Below are 20646 nucleotides of genomic sequence, written 5' to 3' on the forward strand. Positions count from 1 at the left end.
GAACAGCAAACCTCTTTTGTCAGGAGAAAGACCATGCAACTCGCATCCCGTTTCGCTTTCCGCTCCCCCTCGCTGCGCAGCGATTACCCGCTGTCCGACGACCAGATTCACCGCGTGGCCCCGTCCATCTTCGCGGATGCCCCGCACGAGAGCCGTTCGCAGCGGTACGCCTATATCCCCACCGCCGCCGTGCTGACCGAGCTTCGCAAAGAAGGCTTCCAGCCTTTCATGGTGACGCAAACCCGCGTGCGCGACGAAGGCAAGCGCGAGCACACCAAACACATGATTCGCTTGCGCCATGCCAGCCAGATCAACGGCGCGGAGGCCAACGAAATCGTGCTGCTGAACTCGCACGACGGCACCAGCAGCTATCAGATGCTGGCCGGAATGTTCCGGTTCGTGTGCAGCAATGGCCTTGTCTGCGGCAACACCGTGGCCGATGTGCGAGTGCCCCATAAAGGCGACGTGGCCGGTCTGGTCATTGAGGGGGCTTACGAAGTCTTGAGCGGTTTCGATCGGGTGAAGGAATCGCGCGATGCCATGCGCGGCATCACCTTGGACGATGGCGAATCCGAAGTGTTCGCCCGCGCCGCGCTCGCCCTCAAGTACGACGACCCCGACAAGCCCGCGCCCATCACGGAATCGCAAATCCTGATGCCGCGCCGCTTCGACGACCGCCGCCCCGACCTGTGGAGCGTGTTCAACCGCACCCAAGAAAACCTGACCCAAGGCGGGCTGCGTGGCCGCAGCGCCAACGGGCGCCGACAGCAAACCCGCCCGGTGCAGGGCATCGACCAAAACATCCGACTAAATCGCGCCCTCTGGCTGCTGGCCGATGGCATGCGCCAGTTGAAAGCCTGAATCCCCACGCGGCAGGGGCAGGCAGCAGCCCTTGTCGCTTTCTTCGCTGCTGCATCCCTGAACCGATAGGAGTTATCACCATGAACGCCGTTACCCAAACCGAAGCCCGCGCCATCAACACCGCCGCCGCTATCCCGCTGGAAGCCGCTGATCCGACCAAGAACCTGATTCTGGTTCCGCTGTCGCGGCTGGTGTCGCGTCCCACTGGCCGCAACGTGCGCAAGACCCCGCGCATGTCCATTCCCGAACTCGCCGCCAGCATCCAGCGTGTCGGCCTGCTGCAAAACCTCATCGTGATTGCCGCCGCCGATGGCGAGCATTACGAGGTCGTGGCCGGTGACCGTCGCCTCGCAGCGTTGAAGCTGCTGGCGAAAAAGCACCGCATTAGCAAGGAATGGGAGGTGCCTTGCCTGCTGGTGGCCGATGGCACCGCCCGCACGGCCAGCCTCACCGAGAACGTGCAGCGCGAAGCCATGCACCCCGCCGACCAGTTCGAGGCGTTCGCCGCGCTCGTGGCCGAAGGCCGCAGCATCGAGGACATTGCAGCGGATTTCAGCGTCACGCCGCTGGTGGTGCAGCGCCGTCTGAAACTCGCCAACGTGTCGCCGCGCCTGCTGGCCGACTACCGGGCCGAGGCCGTGAGCCTTGACCAGTTGATGGCCCTCGCCATCACCGACGACCATGCTGCGCAGGAAGCCGCGTTCTACGATGCGCCCACATGGCAGCGCGGCCCGCACAACCTGCGCGACCGCCTGACCGAACGCGAAATCGACGCCTACCGGCATCCGCTGGTGCGCTTTGTCGGGCTGGACGGCTACGAGCAGGAAGGCGGTGGCATCCGCCGCGACCTGTTCGCGGAGGGCGACAAAGGCGTGTATCTGACCGATGCCGCACTGCTGGAACGGCTGGCGCAGGACAAGCTGGCAGGTATCGCCGCCAAGGTGCAGGCCGAGGGCTGGGCGTGGGTGGATGCCACGCCGGGCATGACCCATGCCGATCTGCAAGCCTTCCAGCGTGCGCCAAGGGAACGCCGCAGTCCGAACAAGCGCGACGCGCAGCGCATCGAGAAGCTGCAAACCAAGCTGCACGAACTGGCCGAGGCGGTGGATGCCGCGCTGGACGACGAGGACGAGGAAAAGGCCGATGCCTTGCAGGAAGAAGGCGAACGCCTGGGCGAGCAGTTGCAGGCGCTGGAAGATGGCTTGCTGGACTATGCGGCCAACGTGAAGGCCGCAGCCGGTGCCATTGTCACCATCGACCGCGACGGGCAGGCCGCGATTCATCGCGGGCTGCTGCGCGAAGCGGAGGCCAAGGCACTGCGCACGCTGGAGCGGCTGCGGCAGGGTTTCGGCAGCGAAGGCGAAGCCGCGAACGAGGACGCAGGCGAGGACGACGAGCAGCCCAAGACCGCCGCCATGTCTGACCGACTGGCGCAGCGGTTGAGCGCGCACCGTACCGCTGCGCTGCAAATCGAAGTTGCACGGCATCCGCAAGCAGCGCTGGCCGCCGTGGTGCATGGCATGGTGCAGACCGTCTTGCAGGAAAGGCACTACGGGCACGACCTGCCGCTGGGTGTGCGCCTCACGGTGCAAGACCGGCTGGAAGGCATGGCCCCGGACTGGCCGGAATCACCCGCCGCCGTGGCGCTGCGCGAACTGCAACAGGTGGCAGGCGAAACCTTGCCGGAGGACAGCGCCGAACTGTTCGCCGCGCTGCTGGCGAAATCACAGGATGAACTGGTGCGGCTGTTGGCCGTGTGCTTAGCTTCCACGGTGGACGTGGTGACGCCTCGCGCCACGCCGCACCAGCCCGGCGCGGAACTGGCGCAGGCCGTGGGGCTGGATATGGCCGCGTGGTGGCAGCCCACCAATGAGGGTTACTTCCGGCATGTGCCGAAGGCCGCGATTCTGGAAGCCGTTGGCGGGTTCGCGCCCTCGCACGTCACCCGACTGGCGAAGTTGAAGAAGGGCGACATTGCCAGCGAAGCCGAACGGCTGGCCGCTGGCACCGGCTGGATGCCCGCCATCTTCCGCTCCGAAGGCCCGCAGCAGACCGGGCAGGACGCGCCGGCGGATGGCGAAGCCGAAGCACAGGAAGAAGTGGCCGCCGTGGCGGATGACCAGCCGCAGGCCGAGGCTTTGGCCGCGTGACTTCGCACCGTAGATAGCGCCCCGGTTCCGGCCGGGGCGCTTCATGTTGAGGATGCCTGCCATGACCCACCAACCCGCAAACCGCCCCCGCATAGCTGCGACCTATGCCTCCGGCACGGTGCGCGCCCGCCGCTGGCACGGCGACGGCGACGTGCGCGGCTACCGTCCGCCGCGTGGCTGGACGGCCCGCGCCGACCTGACCGATCTGCATCCCCTCACGGGCCGCGCCTTGCCGCGCGCCGTGTGGTGGATCATCGAAACCAAGGAATAACGAGCCGCACCGGCCCCAAGCCGTGCCGCCTTGGGGCCGGTGGTCGAAAACTCCGGGCGCGGCGGTGGCCGCGCCCGGTTTCACTGCTCAAAGCCAAAACGCCCCATCGCCGCCTTCGGACAGGCGGCGATGGGGCCACGCACAAGGGCGCTCGTGCGCGAAATCCACGAAGCCAGCAAGTGTGGCGGCGCATCGCGCCGCCAACGATTCGACCGAGCCCCGCCGCAATGGGCGGGGCTGGTGTGGCTACGCCCCGGCTTGCTGCGGCAGGTTGCACGAAAGCGTGCCGTCCCCGACGCTGGCGGTTCGTTGTCTGTACGTCACGAAAGACGGTTCACCGACACGCCGCCCAGCCTCGCTTCTATGGAGCTTCCACACCACGCCTCAGTATGTGGCCGTGAGCTGCGGCAGGGGCGCTCTGGCCTTGTCGTCGGGGCATTGACCTGGCCCGCGTCAGGGCGCAAGCCGGTGCAGCCGTCACGCGGGGATGCCGAGTTGGCCACGTCTCCATTCGGGAGCGGGCGGCCTGTGCGTCCTTGTCTTGTTGTGAATCCTGGCGGTGGCGCGGCTGCGCCTTGTGCTTGATGGCCGCAACCTTGCAGCGAAAACAATTTCCCCTGCGCTGCGCGCATTCCTCGCGGGACAAATTCTTTTCGCTTCCAGGTTCTCCACGTTGTTGCGACCGCTGTGCGGTGCGACCAGCCCATCCCCCGCCGGCCGGATCACAACAAGGACGCACTGGCGCGACCTTGTTCAACCCGAAAGGAGAAACATCATGGCTAACATCGGCACCTTCACCGCAGAGAAAGACGGCTTCACCGGCACGCTTCGCACCCTGACGCTCAACGTCAAGGTCAAGCTGGTTCCCAACGACAAGGGCGACACCGAGAACGCCCCCGACTTCCACCTGCAAGCGGCTGGCCACGAAGTCGGCGCAGCGTGGAAGAAGACCAGCGAGGCCGGGCGGGAATACCTGTCCGTATCCATCGACGACCCTTCGTTCCCGGCGACGGTCTATGCCCGCCTGATCGAGAACGAGGACGGCACGCACGACCTGATCTGGTCGCGCAACAAGCCGAAGGCGGCCTGACAGCCGCTTACCGCGTCCCGCCCACTGCGGCGGGGCGCGATGCTGCTGATCGCAGCACCGCACGCGCAGGATTTCTGCTGCTGCCGCGTGCTGGATACGCCCGTCACGGCGGGCCTGCATGCGTGCCTTGTGGCTCGCAATCCGTGTCAACGAGCGGTGTGTGGCGTGTCGGCGCTGTAAGCGCCGCCGGGCTTTCGGGCTTCGCCCCGTGCCGGCAAGCCGTCACGGCCATCCGGCTTCAATCCCTCACGCCTTCGCGCCTGCGGCGCTGCGCGCTCCGCTTGCTGCAATTCAGTACCACACGCCAACGCGCTAAGGCGTGTCGGGCTCTTCCAATATCGCCCTGAGTTCCTGGCGCACCTGTGCCAGCAATTCATCAGCTTCGCGGGTGCTGTCACCGGCATAAGCCAATGTGAGCAGCGTGAGCGGATGCACTTCCATGACCTCGCACAGATCGGCCAGCTTCTGGATGGTTGGGCTTTTCAGGTCGCGCTCCAGCGTGCTCATGTAGGTGCGACTGGACACGTTGGAGAACGCTTCCTGGCTCAAACCACGCGCCTTCCTTACCGTCCGAATCGCCGCTGCCAATGAGTTCTTCGCTGCCACCTATGGTTTCCCCAAAAAACCAAGATGACAGCCCATTGCGCCCTATAGGACTACAATCTATAGTGTTCATTTGGTGGTGATGTTTTCCTTTTCCGTGCTTTTACGGAGATCCGCATCTGCGGATTTCCTCAGACCCAGGGAACCGCATCCGTGTCTTTCCTGACTTCCACCAATACGCCTTCGTGCCTCTCCGCTTTTGCGGCTTCGTGCGCTTGCGCATACGTGCATCCGTCCGCAGGCACAGATGCGCCTCGGCGATTGCGTGTGTTCGTGGAAGGGGCGCGGCCTTGACCACGCTTGTCACCGAGGAAGACCGGGTGCACCTACTGGCCCACGGCCTCACCCGCGCCGCAGGCCAGGAATGTGACCCGCTGCCCGTGGTGCGCCTGTTCACACCGGACGCACATGCGACCTGGCTATTGGCCGCGCTCGATCCGACCGATGGCGATACGGCCTACGGCCTGATCGACCTCGGGATCGGGATGCCTGCCCTGGCGACGGTGAAGCTGTCCGATCTGGCGTCCATCGTCGGGCCGCTCAAGCAGCCCGTGATACGAGATCGGTATTTCCAGCCGACGCGGCCGCTGTCGGAATACGTTCGACTGGCTCAGGAAAACGGTTCGATCACCGATTGACGCATTCCAGCGCGACCAGGCAAAAAGTATCGCATTGTGACTATTTCGGTCTTAGCCAAGACCTGGCAAGTCTTGATCCGCATGCTTGCACCAGGGTGGTGCGCTCCTGACCAAAACAGTCATGATGCCAGGCGCGAGATTCGGCACGGTGTTCAATGCTGCACCCCATTTCCGGGCGGTGCAGTCGTCGCATTTAGACGATTTCGGCAATGCACTGGAGCGAATCTGTCTTGACACCAGCAGTTAAAGCGTAACCCGAGTTTGATGACCACTTGATGGCGATTCGATAGCTCCCGCACAGCGGAATTGTGGCGACGTTCCCAGAAACAGGGAGGTTTCGCCATGACTGACCGCAGCAGCCAACACTGGTATCCCACGGCCGCGTATCTCTACACGCTGCACCTCGATGGCCCAGCGCTGGCTTGGGAGTATTTGCGCAGGAATCCAAGCTACCGGCGCGACTGGCTACGCCGGCGTCGCAAGCCTGATGCGGCGCAGGCCTGGGGCCTGCGCCTGCTGGAAGATCCCGGCCTGGATGCGCGCGACGCACATCCTGCTTGGTTCCCCGATCACGATGCCGTGGTGCAGCTATACCCCGACGCCGACCCACCACCCGATGCGCATACCTTCGAGTTCTGGCGCATTCCTGGGCGCAAGCAACTGACCCACGACGGCAAGCGCCTGGTGCTCGTATCGCATTGGCCAGGCTGCTGCGTTCGGCTGGCACTCGCACCCGACCTGGAAGATGGTTCGGCCTATCTCTACGCCACACGCGCCTGCGCCACGCCCTGTGCGCGCTACCGCACGCTCGCTGCGAAGCTGGATGCGCTATCTGCCGCAACCGTGGCCACGCCTGTGGCAACAGCCCGCTCCCGCCCCACGCCCGCCGCGCTGCTGGAACTGCATACCTTGCAAGCGCTCGACGCGACCCTCGCGGGAGCCTCCTTGCGCGAGGTGGGCGAAGGTCTGTTCGGCGCGGATGCCGTCGCGGCCGACTGGCACAAAGACAGTGCATTGCGTGCCCGCGTACGGCGGCTGGTACGCCGCGGCGATGAGCTGATGCACGGCGGCTACCGCCGACTAGCGCAGCTTCCAATGTTCCCGTCGCATTAGGGGGGACGTTTCTCGACCCGTGCGAATCGTCCCTTAGCAAGAAGCCTTGCTTTCTTGAGAGTGCCTCTATCCGGCCGCGTGGTGTGGCCGGGCTTGATGGAGGTACATCCCATGCGACCTGCTCCCTCGCGGCCTGCCGCCGCTGCCGTCACTGCGACCTCGCAGCCTCAACGCTACCTGACAAACGACGAAGCCGCCGACTACCTGCGGCTGTCGCCGCGCACGCTGGAGAAGCAGCGGGTGATCGGCGGCGGCCCCAAGTTCCGCAAGTTCGGCCGCCGCGTCATGTACGCGGTGTCCGACCTCGATGCCTGGGCCGACCAGCGCAGCTACGAGGCCACGTCCGATCCCGAATACGCCGAGCGCCACGCGGGCGACTACCGTGATGGCCGCTGATCGTCGGCGCGTGGGTGGCCTTCGCCATGTCCAGCCCGCCAGGGCAAGCCTTGCCGCAGCGCGAACAGCTCGATCTGTTCCGCGCGCTGCCGGGCGACATGGCGCCACGCGATTCCCAGGACTTGATGGCCTTTCCGTTCTTCTCGCTTGCCAAGTCGCGGCGCACGGCGCCGATCGACTTCCGCAGCGGGAACGTCACCATTCGCGTGGAAGGCACGCAGGAGCACGGCATCGCAACGATATGGGATGCCGACGTGCTGATATGGGCCGCCTCGCAGATCGTGGAGGCGCGCGACGCGGGCCTGCGCCCGTCGCGCTGGATACGCGCCACGCCTTACGAGATTTTGCGCTTCATCGGGCGCGGCACGTCCCTCAACGACTACCAGCGCCTGAAGGCCGCCCTCGACCGGCTGCAATCGACCACGGTGGCCACGTCCATCCGCGAAACCACGGGAAGGCGCTTGCATCGCTTCTCGTGGATCAACGAGTGGAAGGAACTCGCCGACGCCAGCGGCACCCCGCTGGGCATCGAGCTGATCTTGCCGGACTGGTTCTATGCCGGCGTGCTCGACGCCGCCCTGGTGCTGACCATCGACCCGGCCTATTTCCGCTTGAAGGGCGGTATCGAACGCTGGCTGTACCGCCTGGTGCGCAAGCATGGCGGGCGGCAGGAGCACGGCTGGCAATTCGACTTCCGACACCTGTACCGCAAATCCGGCAGCGCGGCCCGCTTCTCGGACTTCGCCTACGACGTGCGCGCCCTGGTGGCGCGGCAGTCGTTGCCCGGCTACGTCCTCGGCATCGAGCGGATGCCGGACGACAACACCGAGCTGCTGACCTTCCGGCCCGTGCCGCACGCGGCACGGGGATAACTGCGGGAGAACCTGTGGACGGCCTCGTGCTATCAGGAGTACCGGGTATCGTGCTATCAGGAGTACGACCCTCGTGCTATCAGGAGTACGAAAACGCCGGAAAGCCAACAACGGCGCGGGTTTGCGTTCCCTCTAACTTACCTAACAAGAAATACATAACTTTTAGTAGAAGCGCGCCGTTTCGGTGGACAACCACGAAACGGCACGGCCAGGCCGGCTTTCCAGCTCGGAGGGCCGCGCCATGATCTTCGCGTTTCTCAACCAGAAAGGCGGCGTCGGCAAGACCACGCTCGCCACGCACATCGCCGGCGAACTGGCGATGCGCGGCCTGCATGTCATCCTGCTGGATGCCGACCCGCAGGGGTCATCGCTCGACTGGACGCAGCGGCGTAGCCAGCAGGGCCTGCCCCGTCTGTTCAGCGCCGTGGGCCTTGCCCGCGAAACGCTGCATCAGGAAGCGCCAGAACTCGCCAGGCGGGCCGATCACATCATCATCGACGGCCCGCCGCGCATCGCCGCCCTCGCGCGTTCCGCGCTGCTGGCGGCCGAGCGCGTGCTGATCCCCGTGCAGCCCAGCCCCTACGACGTATGGGCTTCTGCCGAGATGGTCGCACTGATCCGCGAAGCACAGGTGTTCCGGCCAGCGCTGCGCGCGGCCTTCGTCATCAACCGGCGCGTCAGCACCACCATCATCGGCAGGGAGGCACGGCAATCGCTGGCCGAACAGCCGCTGCCCGCGCTGCGCTCGGAGATCCACCAGCGCATCGTCTTTGCCGACAGCGTAGCCGCTGGCCGGCTCGCCCGCGAAACCGCGCCCGACAGCGCCGCTGCCCGCGAGATCGCCGCGCTCACCGACGAACTGCTGCGGTGGCCGACATGACTGGGAAGCCACCACCACGCAGCAAGCGCGTCGGCATCGGTGCGCGTCCCCCAGCGAATCCGCACGCCGAAGCGTGGATTCGCCAGGGCGACGCAGATGCCGTGCAGAAAGGCGACCTCTACACCGCTCGACTGACGCTCGACATCACGCCCGCCATGCGGGCGCGCATCAAGGTGTCGGCCTTCACGCGAGGCGTGACCGTAGCCGAACTGCTGCGCGACCTGCTGGAGCGGGAGTTTCCCCCGGAGGGCACGCCGTGAACGCATCCGCTTCGACCGCCCACACCCCCAAAGCAAGTGCGCCCACGGCTGCGCCGCCGCCGGCGCCTTCGACACTCGCCGGCCAGGCCGGCAACGTGCCGCTGACGCGCGTGGCGCTGGCCTACATCGAACCGCGCTTCAAGCTCTACCTGCGCTTCGGCGAACCGGCGCGCACGCTCCAGCTCGACCGCTGGCGGCGCTGCGCCGTGTTCCTGCCGAACGCGGTTCTGTGCCGCATCCGTTGGCAGGCCAACGACTACGGCACGATCCGCTGGCAGCTCATGGTGATGCAGACCGCCACGCCGCTGGACGCCGTGCAGCGCATCCCCGGCGTGCAGCCGGGCGCGCGTCTGCTGCTGCACGCCGAAGGCGATGCCAACGTGCGCGCCGTGCTGGAACGCATCGACGGCATCGAGGCGCTGGGCATCGCAGCCGCAGACACATCGCCCGCGTACTGGCGCACGCTCGCGAACCGGCTCGCAGCGCGCTCGGCGCTACCCACATACACCGCAGAACGGCACGCCGCCTGGCTGGCCGGGAGGGCATTGCCATGACCACGATTTCCACGACCGGCCCCGTGCCGCATCCTCGCTCGCGCCTGCGCGCTCGCCTCGTGCTGGCAGGCTTCGCCACCGTCGGCCTCGCTGCGCTGGCCTGGGCGGCGTTCGTGCAGCCCCTGCCGCGAATGGCCTACAACCCGTCCGACAGCGTGGCGGTCGGTTGGTATCGCATCGAACCGTTCGACCCGCGCACCGCCTCGCGGCCACGTCCGCTGTCCGTGGACAGCATCGTGCTGATGCCGCTGCCCGACAGGGCCGCCATGCTGGCTGCGCAGCGCGGCTACCTGCCGACCCGCGTTCCGCTGCTCAAACGTGTGGGCGCAGTCGCGCCACAACACGTTTGCATCGTCGCCGGCCAGGTTCGCATCGACGGCGTGCCGGTGGCCGCCGCCCTGCCTGCCGACCGGCTGGGCCGGCCGCTGCCATCCTTGCAGCTTTGCCGCCGTCTCCAACCGGGCGAACTGTTCCTGTTGAGCGCGACCAACCCGGCGTCGTTCGACAGCCGCTATTTCGGGCCGGTCAGCGCGTTCGCCGTGATCGGCGTTGCGCATCCGATCTGGCTGGAGACACGTCCATGATGGCCGCCGATTCGCTGCACTTTGCCGCGCCTCTCATCGTGCCATCGGGCATGTCGTTCTACTGTTCGTCGCCGTGTCGTCGCGCGTGCAGTGCGGGTGCATTCGCACCGCACTTCGCGCTGCCTTCGGCGCAGCCGCCCAACGTGCAGGCGTCTTGCCTCGAACGCGCCTGGCCTGCGGCCATTGGCGTGTTCGCCGGCGGGCTGGCTGCTCGTGCAGCAGCGCCGCCGGGCCGCCGATGCCCGGAGCGGGAGCGAGGGGCAAAGGCGGAAGGCAAGACAAAAGGGTTCGGCACTCTGCCGCCCGCAAAGCCAGTCTGCACGTGGGGGTGGCGCGGCACGGCGCGGCTTCGCCGCCGTGCCGCGTGGGGCGCGAGGCACGCGCCGATGCAGGCATGTCCGCGTGCTTCGCACGCTCGGACACGCCGGAGCTTGCAGGGAGCACAGCCATGACCGACCGCGGCGACCATGATTTCTGGGTGCGCCCTGGCGCGCCGAAGAACCGAGGCAAAGGCCAGGGCCAGAGCTTCGTTTCCAAGGTGCTCAAGCAGGCTGGCAAGGCCAGCGGCGGCAAGTCGGCGGTGCGCCGTCCTACCGCTGGCGGGAGCGGCCAGCACGCCGGCCAGCGGCCCGGCTCACGGCTTGGACGCGGCCATACGGCGGCGCGCTTCGCAGGCGCAAAGCTGACCCCTATGTCACGGCGCGTGACCATCAAGACGCTGCTGGTCAACCAGCGCAACGCCAGTCCGCAGTCGCTCGCCAAGCACCTGCGCTACATCGAGCGCGACGGTGCCGGCCGGAACGGCGAGCCGGGCCGTGCCTACGGGCCGCAGACCGACGAAGCCGACCTCGATGCCTTCAAGGAACGCTGCCAGGACGACCGACATCATTTCCGCTTCATCGTCTCACCTGAAGACAGTGCGGAGCTGGACGACCTGCGCACCTACACCCGGCACCTGATGAACCGGATGGAGGCCGACCTGGGGACGCGGCTGGATTGGGTGGCGGTCGATCACTGGAACACCGACAACCCGCACACGCACCTGATCGTGCGCGGACGCGACGATACCGGCAAAGACCTCATCATCGCGGGCGACTACATCGCCCACGGCTTCCGCCATCGCGCCGCCGAGCTGGCGACGGAATGGCTGGGGCCGCGCACCGAACTGGAGATCCAGCAGACCTTGCAGCGCGAGGTGGAGCAAGAGCGGTGGACGAGCCTCGACCGCACGTTGCAGCGCGAGGCCGGCGAGGATGGCCGGGTGCAGATCGAACGCTTCAACGAACCCCGGCTGCAACGCCAGCGCCTGCTGCTGATCGGCCGCCTGCAACACTTGCAGCGCCTGGGCCTGGCCGACGAGGTGCAGCCCGGCACCTGGGCCGTCCATGCGGACGCGGAGAAGACCTTGCGTGCCCTGGGCGAGCGTGGCGACATCATCCGAACGATGCAGCGGGCCATGAGCGGCAAGCCTCGCGAGCTGGCGGTGTTCGAGCCGGGCGACGACGGCCGCACTATCGTCGGTCGCGTGGCTGCTAAGGGTCTGGCCGACGAGCTGCACGACCGCGGCTATCTGGTCATCGACGGGTTGGACGGCAAAGCCCACTACGTCGCGTTGGACGCCCGCGACGAGCTGGCGAACTATCCCATCGGCGCGGTGGTGGAGGTACGCGGTTCCGCCGAGGTGCGGGCGGCCGACAAGAACATCGCCACGCTGGCGAGCAATGGCCTGTACCGCACCGATCACCACCTGGCGATCGAGCAAGGCCGAGCCAAGCCCGGCCGCGACCCGCAAGAGGCTGTGGCGGCCCATATCCGCCGGCTGGAAGCCCTACGGCGGGCCGGCATCGTGGAGCGCGTGGCCGAGGGGTTATGGAAGGTGCCGGACGACTTGGCCGAGCGTGGCCGCCAGTACGACGCGCAGCGGCTGGGCGGCGTGGCGGTCGAACTGAAATCGCATCTGCCGATTGAACGGCAGGCCCGCGTCATCGGCGCGACCTGGCTGGATCAGCAGTTGATCGGCGGCGGCAAGGGACTGGGCGACCTGGGCTTTGGCGGCGATGCTAGGCAAGCCTTGCAGCAGCGCGCCGACTTCCTCGAAGAACAGGGGCTGGCCCAGCGGCGCGGGCAGCGGCTGATTCTCTCCCGGAATCTGCTGGAAACGCTGCGCAATCGGGAGCTGGCGCAGGCCGCCCAGCACATTGCCGCCGATAGCGGATTGGAGCATCGGCACGTCACAGACGGGCAGCGCGTAGCCGGCATCTACCGGCGCTCGGTCATGCTCGCCAGCGGTCGCTATGCGCTGCTCGATGACGGCATGGGATTCAGTCTGGTGCCTTGGCGGCCGATAATCGAGCCACGACTGGGGCAGCAGATCGCCGCGACTGTACGCGGCGGCGGTGTGTCATGGGAGGTTGGACGGCAAAGAGGTCCTGGGATTGGATCGGGGCCGTAGGCTGTCGTACCGAGTTAAGGTGTCGAGCAGCGTTTTGGCCCTAGCTTCTGTGCTCCGTTAAGACGACTAGTCTGTGCTTATCGACGACGCTGTGGGTGCATGGTTGCTTGCCAATTCCGGTGCAACTCGCAAACGCGCTGCCCCGACCTGAACTGCCCATTCAACGATCTGCCCGGCCAATATATCCGTGGCGACACCGAACGCGCTCACCACATCGGCCTCTCGCTTGCTGCCTGTGGCTTGGATTGCTTCGAAGCGTCTACTGGCAATAGCAGTCCGTTTGGCCGGATCGACCAGTTGCACATCGAGCCGAACCGCGGCGATCGCTTCAGTGCCGCGGTATTCGAGCTGGAACGCCCGCAGCGTACTGCGCAACTCCATATCGGCGCTCATTGGGGTGCTATCGGTAATCACGGAAGTCGACCGCCCATCGCGCATGAAGGCTTCGACGATTCGGTCACGCAGCAGCACCGGTGCGGGGTCGGCCCAACGCACTCCTTGCCAAGCCGACAAGCGACCATCGGGCTGCGCAATGAACAGCCGCTCCGAATCCAGGACGCGACTACTCTCAGGGGCGTAGACGCGCAGCGCCCCGGGTCCCGGAACGGCGCGCGGCGTACTCTCCGCCTGGGCGATGTGATAGTCGGGCAATTTGTAGGTGACCATTGGAGCTGCTTTGGGAAGCACACTGCACGCGGACAAGCCGAGTACTAGCGTCATAGTCACGGCAGCGACGGGAATCATCCTGGCGGAAGTGTTCACGGCTTGGTTTCCTCAATGTTCTCTCCACCGAGCAGGTATTGCGCCGGATTGCGATCCAGTCGGCGCAGCACGGTGTTTAGATTGGCCAGCGCCTGCTGGAGTTCGTGCATGGCAGGACCTGTGGCGGCCAAGCCCTGGTTCAGCGATTCCTGATTGTTTTGCAGTAGCGTCTCAACCCTGAAAGCGGCGCGTTCGAGGGATGCCGTTGCATCACGCGTGTTCACCATGATTTGCTTACCATCGTTATTTAGTAGCAGGTTGGCATCGCGAAGAGTGCTATTTGCTTGGCGCACGGCAGCTGTCGATTCTCTGCTTGCTTCGGTCAGATTGCTGATTAACGTCGCGATCTCGGCCCTCTGGTCAGCGACCGCGCCCGTGGTCTGTTCAAGATTCACCAGACTGCGGTGCACAAGAGCCAAATTCTCCTTCGACAGTAACTCCTGCGTGCGCAGCAAGATGCCGTTGAGTGTCGTCATGCTGTTCCCCTCACCGGAGACCAGGGATGCCATCGCCGAACGTGGTGCGAGGATCAACGGTTCCTCGTCCTCTCTCCGATCCAGCAATGGCACGTTTGGCCCACCGTCGCTCAACTCGATCACCGCGTTGCCGGTAATTCCCGTGATGACCAATTCAGCGCGGGTATCCTGCCGGACCGGGATGGTGGCATTGATGCGTACGCGCGCTATCGCCCGCCTTGGGTCTCGCGGTGAAAGAGAAAGTGCAACGACTTCGCCAATCGTGATTCCGCTGTACTGAACCTGGCTGCCGGGCGTAAGCCCGGTCACTGGCTCATCGAACATAATCCGGTAATACTGGTAATCGTGGTCGGAACGTGTGTCGCTGAGCCAAAGCGCGAAGCCAATACCAATCGCACCGAGCAGCACGACGAACAGACCAATGAATACATGATGGGCACGTGGTTCCATGATCAGACCACCTCGTTCTCAGAGTTTAAATATTGCGTGCGCCCAGCCCAATGCGTGCGCGACGGAAGAATGATGCAGATGCGGAGGGGTTTCATGGCTGCGTCTCTTGGCTGGAAGCACCAGTGGCCTGTGCGGCCGCACGGCCACGGGGGCCGTGAAAGTATTCCTGTATCCACGGGTGCTTGAAGCGCTCGACTGCCTCGATGCCGTCGTTGATGAGTACCTTCTGGTTCGCCAGGACCGCGACACGGTCGCATATGGTGTACAGCGTATCGAGGTCGTGGGTTACCAGAAACACCGTGAGGCCCAGTGCATTGCGCAGGGTCAGAATCAATTGGTCGAAAGATGCAGCCCCGATTGGATCCAGTCCTGCGGTGGGTTCGTCAAGAAACAGGATGTTCGCATCAAGCGCCAAGGCTCTCGCCAGTGCTGCTCGTTTCACCATGCCTCCGGACAACGAGGCCGGATACTTGTCTCCCGCTCCGGCAGGCAACCCCACCAAGCCCAGCTTGCTTCTTGCCAAACGCTCGGCAAGAGGCCGCGCCAGACCGACATGCTCGATCAAAGGAAGAGCGACGTTCTCCAAGACGGTCAGCGATGAATACAACGCGCCCTTCTGGAACAGAATGCCGAACCTTCGCTCCATACGCGCGCGCGCAAGCCATTGGGCTCGCAGTAGGTCGCGCCCCCCGATACGGACCACGCCCGAATGCGGCTTCTGCAGCCCGACGACGCTACGCAAGAGCACGGATTTCCCGGTGCCTGACCCTCCCACCACGCCAAGGATTTCCCCGCGCCGCACGTCCAGGTCTAGGTCCTGATGGACCTGCTGGGTTCCAAACCTGTTGTCCAGGCCGCGCACTTCAATAGCGTGTCGCACACCGTTGTCGGTGTCTTGCTTCACCGCGCTCACCAGCCCATCTCCATGAAGAACAGTGCAGCGATGGCGTCTATCAGGATCACCATGAAGATTGATTGCACGACACTAGACGTCGTGTGGTCGCCTACCGACTCAGCGCTACCGGCGACCTTGAACCCTTCATGGCAGCCGATAGCGGCGATCATCACCGCGAAGAGCGGGGACTTGCTCATTCCGACAAGAAAATGGCGCACCTCGATTTTTTCCTGCACGATGGCAAGGAACTGTGCGGGAGGAATTTCCAAGCTCAGTGCGCATACGGTGGCGCCGCCCGCAATGCCAGCCAAGATGCCTACTAAGGTGAGCAGTGGCAAGGACACAAGAAGCGCCAGCACGCGTGGCAGCACCAGTAACTCGATGGGGTCGAGCGCGTTGGAGCGAAGCGCATCGATCTCTTCATTTGCCTTCATCGAACCGATTTGGGCGGTGTACGCGCTTGCGGTACGGCCTGCAATCAATATGGCCGGGAGCAGCACTCCGAACTCGCGCATGAACGAGAAGGCGACCAGATGCACCGAGAAGATGCTCGCACCGAAGTTGGCCAGCACCGTTGCTCCCAGGAACGCCACCACCATTCCTACCATGAAGCTCAGTAGCGCCACGATGGGAATGGCGTCCACCGCTGATCGCTGGATTTGAGCGATCACCGAGGTCGCGCGCCAGCGACGCGGGTGACGAACGGTACGGCTCCATGTTTCGATGATCTGGCCCACGAACCCGGCCAGACCAAGACACGCACGACAGCCCTGTTCCAAGGTCAGGCCTATGCGTCCCAGACCGCGGAGCAGAGGATTCCCGCTCACCGCTGCTTTCTCCGTCTTCTGCTGATCGGTAGCAGCGGCGGCCAGCGCTCTCATTAGGGCGAGGCGATCCGAGGACAGATTTGGAGCTGCCTCCGGCCGGTCGAGTATCGAGTCTGGCCCGAGAATTTCCACCAGCAGAGCCGCGCCGGCGGTGTCCAGTCTCTGGACTTGCGTCCAGTCGAGTAAGGGAGTGGCGTACCCCTCGGCATGACTGATGCGGGCGGCGGACACGGATTTTGCCAGACTGGCGTAGTGCTCTATCGTCCAGTCGCCACCCGCCAGCCATTTGTGATCACCGCCGACCATGGCATCCTGCCGGAGCCAAGCCTGTGAAGCGTTGCTCATGGCTGCGTGTCCCGCCAAGCGCTGTCGATGCGCTCGATGCAGTTCGTGATCGCCGCTTTGGCATGACCCAGCAATGTGTACGAACCGGCGAACTCTTTAATGACGTTGCCGCGCTCGAAGCAACTGGCGGCAGCAACCCGGCGTCCCGTCCTTAAATCGACTGCTTCGAACTCTAGGCTGGCACCACCCGTCGTCACGGGTCCAACCAGCAGGGTCGTCATTGCATTGACTGCCCGATTCGGTGTCTGCAGTTCGGTGACCGCTACACGCACCCGAACCTGTCCCGCGCCACCTGGGGGGGCGGGACTTTTGCCTTCCTGGCGTTTCAGTTCGCTCGTCACATGGTCTAGCACTTCGCGCTGCTGCGCGTCATCGAGCCCATCGATGCGACCCGAGGCGGTCTTGATCTGCGCTTCTTCCACCACGACAGCGGCATAACGCTTGGGCTCGAATCCCGCTGCGCGGTACATCAGTACGTTCTCGTATCGTGTCGGCGATAACTTCTCGTAGTCGCCGAGAAATCCGGAGCGCGTCATGCTGTTGGTCGCGCATCCAGAGAGCGCGCCTGCTACGCAAAAAAAGATGCCGCCGCGGATCAATGCAGTTTTGCTCTTCATAATGGGTCTCCTTGATCAAACGAAACTAAGACAGGCAATGCCTGCTGCGATGAGGGCGGTGCCAGACCAGCGCGTTACCGATGCGACATCGCCTAGTAGGAGGGCGCCGACGCCCAAGTTTCCAAGTAGCCCGATTCCTGCCCAGGCTGCAGAGGCCGCGCTGATCGGAATCCGCTTGAGCGCGAACCACAAAAGTGCGCCGCTGGCCGCCATGCACGTCACTGCCACACAGAGGCCGACCCAGCGCATCGGACCGCCCGCCGTGATGGCCCGCAGGCCCAGTGGATAGCCCGCTCCTAGAACCCCTGCGGCAATGACAATCGACCAGGATTTCCAGATCAGCGGATGGGTGCTGAATCGCATAAGCCTAGCGAGACATACGCATGAAGCGTGGGTGCATACGAATTCTGAGAATGCGCAGCACGCGGCGGCTCGCAAGAGACTCATGAGCGATCTCCATGCGCGGTGGCGACACTCAGGTTCCACGGCCCAATTCGCTTGATTCCAAACAGGACTTCGTAAAGCAGCGGAATCAAGCCCAACGTCACCAGCGTTCCGAGTGCCAGCCCACCGATCATCGCGATCGCCATCCCTTTCCATAATGGTCCGGAGAAGAGCATGAGTGGCACCAGTCCCGAAATGCAGGTGACCTTGGTCATCACGATTGGACGAAGCCGTTGTATCGCGGCCCCAACCAAGGCTTCATGGCGTGGCAGGCCTTCCGCTAGCCCCTGGTCGATGCGTTCCAGCAAGAGCACGGCGTTGTTGACAATGATCCCGAACAGGGCCAGTACGCCGAAGGTCGCCATGAAGCTGAAAGGTGTGCCGGTCAGCTTCAGAGCCAATACCACGCCGATAAGCGTGAAAGGGATCGTCGCGAGGATCACACCGAGCTTGCGGAAAGAATTGAACTGCCATACGAACAGCATCAGCATCGCCAGAAATGCGAGGGGCATGTAGGTCGACAGCGCGGCGTTCGATTCGGCGGCTTCCTCGATCTCGCCGCCAAGTTCAACCGAGTAGCCCGCGGGCAGGTCCAGGGCAGCGACGCTAGGCGCCAGGCGGTTGATGATCTCCTGGGCGGTGTAAGAGGTGTTCTGTCCTTGCACGGTGATCGTGCGGATGAGATTGCGCCGTTGGATGACCGAGGGCTCGCTCGCGAGCGATACGTCTGCGACCTGAGCCAGCGTCACCGCTGGACCGCCGTTGGTGGGATAGATGAGCGTCGCGCCTACGTCTGCCGTGCTGCGACGCTCGCTTACGATACTGCGCAGGACGATCGGGACGGAGGTGTCACCGTCGCGAATAACCGAGATCGATCTGCCGCTGTAGCGGACATCCAGCCCGCCAGCGATGTCTTCAGTCGTCACGCCCGCCCGACGCGCGCGGTCCTGGTCGACCCGTACGTCGATGCGGCCAACGCGCGTATCCCAATCGTTCTTGACGTTGATGGTGCCGGGCAGCTTGCGCAGCGCTGCTTCGATTTTGGACGCGGCCCCCAACAATACCTCCTCATCCGGACCGCTGACGCGATAAATGGCAGTCCCTGACTCGGTCGCACCGAGCGAGAAACGCTTGGGCTCGGCGCGCACGTCGCCATGTGCTTGCGCAAAGTAGCTGCGGGTGCGGGCGAGGACGGCGTCGATGTCGCTCTTCGGCTTCAATGTGACAACGAAGTACGCGATGTTCGATGCCGGCAGTGGTGGATTCAGGCTAAGGATGAAGCGCGGGCCACCATCGGCGACGTAGCCGATGTGATCGGAGACTTCTGGATTGATGTTCGTGTCGCCCAGCCAACCACTGATCTGCTTCACGCGGGCGAGCGTTTCGCGCGAGTCGGTACCGGGGGCGAGCTGCACCGGAATCTGGAACTGAAGCCGGTCGGACTTGGGCATGAAATCGTACGGCAGGGTGGTGAAGCCATACAGCGCAATGGCAAGCGCCGCGATCATCGACGCTACATAGACCGCCTTATGGTGGAGCACCCACTCCAGTACGCGCCGGTAGCCACGGTAGAAGCGGGTGTCATAGGCGTCGCCCTGCTCCTGCTTGTGATGGGGTTTGGCGAAGTGGTAGCACAATAGGGGCGTGACAGTCAGGCACAGCAGCCACGAAGCGAACAACGTCAGTGCCAGCACGACCACGAGATTGTGCAGATACTCGCTCGTGGCGTTCTGGCCAAAAAAGAACGGCGAGAACACGATCACGATCACGAGCGAGGACGTGAGCAGCGGAATGGCGAGCGTGCGGCCCGCCTCGAGGCAGGCATGCTTACGATCTTCGCCACCGGCCAGGCGGCGTTCGATGTCTTCGGCAATCACAATGCCGTTGTCCACCAACAAGCCGAGCGCAATGATGATGGCGCCCATCGAGACGTTCTGAAGCTCGATGTTCATCGCGCGCATGACGATGAGTGCACTGAGGATCGTCAACGGCACGATCATGCCCACGATGATCCCGGTGCGCCAACCGAGAAATAGCACGACGACACCGAGGACGACGATGATCGTCTCCATCATGACGTGGTTCATTTTGCCCATCTCGTGCTTGACGACATCGGCCTGGAAAGTGACGTATGACAGATCGAAACCCGCCGGCAGCAGCTTCTCCTGGTCTGCAACCCGTGCTTTGAGCGCTTTTCCGAACTGCTCCACGTTCTGACCGGAGGCCATCGAAACCGCCATGACGACAGCGGGCTGGCCTTTGTAGATGGCAGCAGATTCCGGCGGATCGGCTGGCCGCACACTCACCTGCGCCAGTTCACCCAATGCGATCGTCGGCACGGGCGCCGTACTACTTTGCGGTCGTGGCAGCGCGATCGGCATTGCTCGCAGGGAGGGAGCGTCACGCACTTCGCCACTGACCGCCAAGGTTGCATTGATGCCGCCGACAACAATTTGTCCACCCGAAGCGACGACGTTCTGTTTGACGAGTTGGTCGATCACCCCCTGTGGTGTCAGCTCCAATCGCGCGAGCCTAGGCCGATCGAATTCGAGATAGACGCGCTCTTCCTGCAGGCCGTAGAAAGTGATGCGCTCAATACCAGGCACGGTGTACAGGCGGTCGCGCATCTGCTTGAGCGCGACGCGCATCTCGCTCATGGAGTAACCTGGTGCAGTGACCGCAATCGAGGCAACCGCGACGCGGCCGAAGTCTTCGTCGACGAAAGGCCCCATCGTGCTCTGTGGTAAGGCATCCTTCGAATCGGCGACCTTGGCCCGGACGCGCTGCCAGATCGGTGCCAAGTCGGTGTAGCGGTCCCAGATCGTGACCTGGATCATGGCGCTGCCTGCGCGCACGGTGCTCGTCACGCGCTTGACCTCTGCCAGTTCGCGCAAGCGCTCCTCGATCGGCCGGGCAATGAGTTGCTCAACGCGTTCGGCGGGCAGCCCCGGGTTCAACGCCGTGACCATCGCATCGCGGACCGTGACAGTCGGCTCCTCCTGAGAAGGAAAATTCAGGAAGGTCGCGATGCCGGCGACGAAAATGATGAGCGCTACAAAGTAGGTAAGTCGACTGGCGCGCAGCGCCATCTCGGTGATCTTCATGA

At 64.3% G+C, this 20646-nt stretch carries 21 protein-coding genes; 13 read left to right on the top strand and 8 right to left on the bottom strand.

What is annotated here, in order from left to right; genetic code table 11:
• Nucleotides 1-33 precede the first annotated feature (33 nt).
• From C3F38_RS16690 to C3F38_RS16715, 4 genes are all read left to right on the top strand, one after another.
• Nucleotides 34-861, top strand: a complete 828-nt coding sequence (locus C3F38_RS16690; RefSeq protein ID WP_003092327.1) for a DUF932 domain-containing protein — start codon at nucleotides 34-36, stop codon at nucleotides 859-861.
• Between the two features lie 80 nt (nucleotides 862-941).
• Entirely contained in the window at nucleotides 942-3011 is a 2070-nt protein-coding gene (locus C3F38_RS16695) for a ParB/RepB/Spo0J family partition protein (RefSeq protein ID WP_000994919.1), read from the top strand.
• A 61-nt stretch (nucleotides 3012-3072) separates the two neighbouring features.
• Complete coding sequence (locus tag C3F38_RS16700) at nucleotides 3073-3282, top strand: hypothetical protein (protein ID WP_022580212.1); 210 nt, start codon at nucleotides 3073-3075, stop codon at nucleotides 3280-3282.
• 775 nt (nucleotides 3283-4057) lie between these two features.
• Nucleotides 4058-4372 (top strand): DUF736 domain-containing protein, encoded by a 315-nt coding sequence (locus C3F38_RS16715; protein ID WP_001273857.1) that lies wholly within the window; start codon nucleotides 4058-4060, stop codon nucleotides 4370-4372.
• A gap of 312 nt (nucleotides 4373-4684) precedes the next feature.
• On the opposite strand, the gene C3F38_RS16720 is transcribed toward C3F38_RS16715, so the two are convergent.
• Nucleotides 4685-4978, bottom strand: a complete 294-nt coding sequence (locus C3F38_RS16720; protein WP_006379425.1) for a helix-turn-helix domain-containing protein — start codon at nucleotides 4976-4978, stop codon at nucleotides 4685-4687.
• Between the two features lie 287 nt (nucleotides 4979-5265).
• On the opposite strand from C3F38_RS16720, the gene C3F38_RS16725 reads away from it, so the two are divergent.
• The 9 genes from C3F38_RS16725 to C3F38_RS16775 all read left to right on the top strand — a co-directional run bounded on the left by C3F38_RS16725 (nucleotide 5266) and on the right by C3F38_RS16775 (nucleotide 12724).
• Complete coding sequence (locus C3F38_RS16725) at nucleotides 5266-5613, top strand: DUF2958 domain-containing protein (RefSeq protein ID WP_016487838.1); 348 nt, start codon at nucleotides 5266-5268, stop codon at nucleotides 5611-5613.
• A 342-nt stretch (nucleotides 5614-5955) separates the two neighbouring features.
• Nucleotides 5956-6726, top strand: a complete 771-nt coding sequence (locus C3F38_RS16730) for a DUF2285 domain-containing protein (RefSeq protein ID WP_003092318.1) — start codon at nucleotides 5956-5958, stop codon at nucleotides 6724-6726.
• Between the two features lie 111 nt (nucleotides 6727-6837).
• Nucleotides 6838-7122, top strand: coding sequence for an AlpA family transcriptional regulator (locus C3F38_RS16735; protein ID WP_001247107.1), 285 nt, complete (start codon nucleotides 6838-6840; stop codon nucleotides 7120-7122).
• Nucleotides 7123-7148: 26 nt separating this feature from the next.
• Nucleotides 7149-7994 carry a replication initiator protein A gene (locus C3F38_RS16740; RefSeq protein WP_022652188.1) on the top strand — a complete coding sequence of 282 codons (846 nt, stop codon included), beginning with the start codon at nucleotides 7149-7151 and terminating at the stop codon, nucleotides 7992-7994.
• Nucleotides 7995-8235: 241 nt separating this feature from the next.
• Nucleotides 8236-8874, top strand: a complete 639-nt coding sequence (parA, locus tag C3F38_RS16750; RefSeq protein WP_003092312.1) for a ParA family partition ATPase — start codon at nucleotides 8236-8238, stop codon at nucleotides 8872-8874.
• Nucleotides 8871-9134, top strand: coding sequence for a hypothetical protein (locus C3F38_RS16755; protein WP_000147048.1), 264 nt, complete (start codon nucleotides 8871-8873; stop codon nucleotides 9132-9134). Before parA ends, C3F38_RS16755 begins: the two co-directional genes overlap by 4 nt.
• Nucleotides 9131-9688, top strand: coding sequence for a DUF2840 domain-containing protein (locus C3F38_RS16760; RefSeq protein ID WP_023093372.1), 558 nt, complete (start codon nucleotides 9131-9133; stop codon nucleotides 9686-9688). The genes C3F38_RS16755 and C3F38_RS16760 overlap by 4 nt, the downstream gene beginning before the upstream one ends.
• Nucleotides 9685-10272: a S26 family signal peptidase gene (locus tag C3F38_RS16765; RefSeq protein ID WP_003092304.1), complete on the top strand. Its 588-nt coding sequence runs from the start codon at nucleotides 9685-9687 to the stop codon at nucleotides 10270-10272. Before C3F38_RS16760 ends, C3F38_RS16765 begins: the two co-directional genes overlap by 4 nt.
• 448 nt (nucleotides 10273-10720) lie before the next feature.
• Nucleotides 10721-12724, top strand: coding sequence for a relaxase/mobilization nuclease and DUF3363 domain-containing protein (locus C3F38_RS16775; protein ID WP_000132148.1), 2004 nt, complete (start codon nucleotides 10721-10723; stop codon nucleotides 12722-12724).
• 66 nt (nucleotides 12725-12790) lie between these two features.
• Here the strand turns inward: C3F38_RS16775 and C3F38_RS16780 are convergent, their stop codons facing one another.
• The 7 genes from C3F38_RS16780 to C3F38_RS16810 form a co-directional block, all read right to left on the bottom strand.
• A complete protein-coding gene (locus C3F38_RS16780) occupies nucleotides 12791-13390 on the bottom strand; it encodes an ABC-type transport auxiliary lipoprotein family protein (RefSeq protein WP_003124411.1) in 600 nt (199 codons plus the stop codon).
• A gap of 92 nt (nucleotides 13391-13482) precedes the next feature.
• Nucleotides 13483-14412 (bottom strand): MlaD family protein, encoded by a 930-nt coding sequence (locus tag C3F38_RS16785; protein WP_000433686.1) that lies wholly within the window; start codon nucleotides 14410-14412, stop codon nucleotides 13483-13485.
• Between the two features lie 91 nt (nucleotides 14413-14503).
• A complete protein-coding gene (locus C3F38_RS16790; RefSeq protein WP_023093371.1) occupies nucleotides 14504-15325 on the bottom strand; it encodes an ABC transporter ATP-binding protein in 822 nt (273 codons plus the stop codon).
• On the bottom strand, nucleotides 15322-16479 hold the full coding sequence (locus C3F38_RS16795; RefSeq protein WP_000063629.1) for an ABC transporter permease: 1158 nt from the start codon (nucleotides 16477-16479) through the stop codon (nucleotides 15322-15324). The genes C3F38_RS16790 and C3F38_RS16795 overlap by 4 nt, the downstream gene beginning before the upstream one ends.
• Entirely contained in the window at nucleotides 16476-17096 is a 621-nt protein-coding gene (locus tag C3F38_RS16800; RefSeq protein ID WP_000837791.1) for a DUF3313 family protein, read from the bottom strand. Before C3F38_RS16800 ends, C3F38_RS16795 begins: the two co-directional genes overlap by 4 nt.
• Nucleotides 17097-17111: 15 nt before the next feature.
• The gene (locus C3F38_RS16805; RefSeq protein WP_000055206.1) at nucleotides 17112-17543 is read right to left on the bottom strand and encodes a multidrug efflux SMR transporter; all 432 of its coding nucleotides are present in this window, start codon (nucleotides 17541-17543) and stop codon (nucleotides 17112-17114) included.
• On the bottom strand, nucleotides 17540-20644 hold the full coding sequence (locus C3F38_RS16810; RefSeq protein ID WP_003092293.1) for an efflux RND transporter permease subunit: 3105 nt from the start codon (nucleotides 20642-20644) through the stop codon (nucleotides 17540-17542). Before C3F38_RS16810 ends, C3F38_RS16805 begins: the two co-directional genes overlap by 4 nt.
• Between the last annotated feature and the right edge of the window lie 2 nt (nucleotides 20645-20646).

Origin of the sequence: Serratia sp. SSNIH1 (genome assembly GCF_002935055.1) — a bacterium.
GTDB lineage: Bacteria > Pseudomonadota > Gammaproteobacteria > Enterobacterales > Enterobacteriaceae > Serratia > Serratia nevei.